The sequence below is a fragment of the Streptomyces sp. NPDC057654 genome, from assembly GCF_042800135.1.
Classification (GTDB): Bacteria; Actinomycetota; Actinomycetes; order Streptomycetales; family Streptomycetaceae; genus Streptomyces.
Genome location: NZ_JBHVHQ010000818.1, coordinates 1 through 3,880, shown reverse-complemented (window position 1 = coordinate 3,880; position 3,880 = coordinate 1). Strand labels below are relative to the sequence as shown.

2 protein-coding genes are annotated in these 3,880 nt (G+C 73.1%); both read right to left on the bottom strand.

Annotated elements, in window-relative coordinates; genetic code table 11:
* Positions 1–68: 68 nt before the first annotated feature.
* Positions 69–1,958 (bottom strand): lytic murein transglycosylase, encoded by a 1,890-nt coding sequence (locus ACFU99_RS36450; RefSeq protein ID WP_384400772.1) that lies wholly within the window; start codon positions 1,956–1,958, stop codon positions 69–71.
* A gap of 178 nt (positions 1,959–2,136) precedes the next feature.
* The coding region (gene polA, locus ACFU99_RS36445) for a DNA polymerase I (protein WP_384400769.1) at positions 2,137–3,880 on the bottom strand (1,744 nt) is incomplete at its 5' end.

The following is a 3,880-nucleotide window of genomic DNA, read 5'->3' as shown; positions in this document are numbered from 1 at the left end:
GTGCCCCCGGATCGGCTCGGGGGCACAGGGCGGTTACGTGCGCGGGGCGCGGCGTACGCCCCGGTGGGTCAGTGGGCCGCGGGTGCGGTGACGGTCAGCTCGATGGTCAGGACCGCGCCGTCGGCGGTGGTGAGGCGGAGCTGGAAGGTGCCGGTGTGGCCGTCGGTGAAGATCTCCGGAAGCGTGAGGACGCCGTTCGCGTCCGTCTTGAGACCGGAGAGCGTACGGACGGGCTTGTCGGCGGACGTGCCCTTGCCGTTGACGTCCTTGGCGTCCTTGCCTACGGAGCCCTTGCCGTTGACGTCCTTGCCGCCCACGCTGTCGGGCGCTTTGAAGTACGGGCCCTTGTCGTTCTCCGTGGGCTTGCCCGCGCCGGGGGCGACCATCGTCGCGGTCACGGGCACGCCCGCCGCGAGCTTGCCCCGGTACGTCGCCTTGACGCCGATGTGCCCGGCGAAGGCGCTGCCGGCCTCGGCCGTGAGGGGGCCCGTGCCCGTACGCGCCAGCGCGTCGGCCTTCGGGGTGGGCGCGGGGCGGGCGGTGACGGTCGCCGCGAAGTCGACGGCGGCGAGCTTCTGCCCGACGACCGTGGCCCGTACGGTGAACGCCCCGGCCTGCTCGCCCGCGCTCAGCTTCGGCGCGGTCGCGGTGCCGTCGCGGCCGGTGACGGCGGAGACGCGGGTGGCGCCGCCGGGGAACCGCGCCTCGGTCTTGCCGACGATCTCGTACTGGACGCGCACTCCGGCGACCGGCTTGCCCGCCTTGTCCTTGGCCTTGACCCGCGGCTGCGCGGCGAACTCGCCGCCCGCCGTGGCCGTCAGTTCGCGCGCGCCGACGGAGTCGAGGGCGGCGGGCTGTGCGGGCGTGGTCGGCGGTGTCGTCGGGGGCTTCGTGGGAGGCGTCGTCGGCGGCTTGGGCTCGGGCGAGGGCTTGGACGGCACCTCGATGCCGCCGTGGCCGGTCTTCGGCGGGAGAGGCGAGGGCGAGGGGCTCTTGCCGTGCCCTCCAGAGCTGCCCTTGCCGGAAGAACCCTTGCCGGAAGACCCCTTGCCGAGGTCCGAGGACCCGTTGCCGGTCGAGCCCTTGCCCGTGCCCTTCGCCGTGCCGCCGCCCGTACCGGGGCCCGGCGGAGTGGACTTGGGGAGCTTGGGCAGCACTCCGGTGCCGTCGGGCACCTCGTGCGTGCCCTTGCGGTAGTACTCGTACCAAGTGCGGACCGTGTTCAGGTAGTCCGTCGAGTGGTTGTAGCCGAGGATCGCCAGATCCATCTTGGCGTCGTCCGACAGATCGCCGCCCACCCCGCACAGGTAGTACCCCGCGCTCAGCGCCGCGTCGTAGATGTTGTTGGGGTCCTTGACCCCGTCGCCGTTGCCGTCCCTGCCCCATATCTCCCACGTCGAGGGGATGAACTGCATGGGGCCGACCGCGCGGTCGTGATCCGGGTCGCCGTCGTACTTGCCGCCGTCGGTGTCCTTGATCAGGGCGAAGCCCTTGCCGTCGAGGACCGGGCCGAGGATCGGCTGAAGGGTCGTGCCGGCCTCGTCGACCGCGCCGCCGCGGGCGTGCCCCGACTCGACCTTGCCGATCGCGGCCAGCAGCTCCCAGGGCAGGTTGCAGCCGGGCTTGGCGGTCCCGAGGGCCGACTCGGCCTTCTTGTAGGCGTCGAGGACGGTCGCGGGGATGCCGGACTCCGGCGTGCCCGTCCCCGGGCTCGTGCCGGGCGACGGGCTGGGCGAAGTGCCCGGCTTGTTCGGCGAGTTCAGGGGCGGCAGGTCCGTGTGGTACGGGGACCCGCCGTCGATCGGCGGGCCGGGCGGCGGCGTCGCCTCCGCGGCCGGGTCCGTGCGCGGCACGGCGAACCCGGGGGCCTGGGAGGCCGTCATCGCGGCCATCGCCGCCGCGGCCACCGCGGTCGTCGCGGCCCCCCTGCGCAGTCGCCGACCGAACTTCGCTGCCATCCGTCTGTCCCCTCCGTGGGCGATGCGGCGCTCCCCCGCGTGTCAACGCAGGTGACACTACGGCAACTTCCTGCCCTCAGCCACAGACTCCGCGCGGCCCGGACGGACGGCCGCGACGGCCGCCCGCACCCCGCTCACGGAGCGGGATACGGGCGGCACATTCCGTACCCGGAACGGGTCAGTGCGCGGCGGATTCCCAGTCCGCCCCGACGCCCACGGAGACGTCCAGCGGGGCGCGCAGCTCGACCGCTCCGGCCATCTCGCGGCGGACCAGCGCCTCGACGGCGTCCCGCTCGCCGGGGGCGATCTCCAGCACGATTTCGTCGTGCACCTGGAGCAGCATCCGGGAGGACAGCCCCTCGGCGGCGAGGGCCGCGTCCACCCGCAGCATCGCGATCTTGACGATGTCCGCGGCGGTCCCCTGGATCGGCGCGTTGAGCGCCATGCGCTCCGCCATCTCCCGGCGCTGACGGTTGTCGCTGTTCAGGTCGGGGAGGTAGCGGCGACGGCCGAGGATCGTCTGGGTGTATCCCGTGGCCCGCGCCTCCTCGACGACGCGCTGGAGATAGTCCCGCACCCCGCCGAACCGCTCGAAGAACGTGTCCATCAGCCGGCGCGCCTCGTCCGGGGCGATGCCCAGCTGCTGGGACAGGCCGAACGCCGACAGGCCGTACGCGAGCCCGTACGACATGGCCTTGATCTTGCGGCGCATCTCGGGGTCGACCTCGGACTTGTCGACGCCGAAGACCTGCGAGGCGACCGTGGTGTGCAGGTCCTCCCCGGAGGTGAACGCCTCCAGCAGCCCTTCGTCCTCGGAGAGGTGCGCCATCACGCGCAGCTCGATCTGGCTGTAGTCGGCGGTCAGCAGCGACTCGTAGCCCTCGCCGACGACGAAGCCGCGGCGGATCGCCCGCCCCTCGTCCGTGCGCACCGGGATGTTCTGGAGGTTCGGATCGGTGGACGAGAGCCGGCCCGTGGCCGCCACCGTCTGGTTGAACGTGGTGTGGATCCGGCCGCCGCCGGGCGAGATGGTCTTGATGAGCCCCTCGACCGTGGAGCGCAGCTTCGACTGCTCGCGGTGGCGCAGCATGATCACTGGGAGTTCGTTCTCGGTCTGCGCCGCGAGCCACGCCAGGGCGTCCGCGTCCGTGGTGTACCCGGTCTTGGTCTTCTTCGTCTTGGGCAGCGCCAGCTCCCCGAAGAGGACCTCCTGAAGCTGCTTGGGCGACCCCAGGTTGAACTCGTGCCCCGCGGCGGCGTGCGCCTCCTGGACCGCCTGCTGCACGGCCCCGGCGAACTGCTGCTCCATCCGCTCCAGCCAGGCGCGGTCCGCGGCGATGCCCGCCCGCTCCATCCGGGCCAGCAGCGCGCTCGTCGGCAGCTCCATGTCCGTCAGCAGCCCGGCGGCGCCCACCTCCCGCAGCCTGCCGGTGAACGCCTCGCCGAGGTCGAGGACCGTACGGGCGTGGCCCATCAGGGCGTCCGCCTCGGCCTGCTCGTCGGCGCCGAACGCCAGCTGCCCGCTGTCGGCCGCCGCCGTCGGCAGCTCACGGCCCAGGTACTCCACGGACAGCGCGTCCAGCGCGAAGGACCGCCGGCCCGGCTTGACGAGATATGCGGCGAGCGCCGTGTCCATCCGCACGCCCGCCACCGACCAGCCGTGCTCCGCGAAGACCCGCATCACGGCCTTCGCGTCGTGCATCACCTTCGGCTTGGACTCGTCCGAGACCCACGCCGCGAACGCCGTCTCGTCCGCCTCGTCGAGCTGCGAGGGGTCGAACCAGGCGGCCGGGCCCTGCGCCGTGGCCAGCGCGATCTCGCTGACGCTGCCGCTGCCCAGCGCCCAGGCGTGCACCGTCGCCAGCCCCAGCGGACCGGAGCCGTGCTCCGCCAGCCACGGCGCGAGCCCGCCCGCGCCCAGC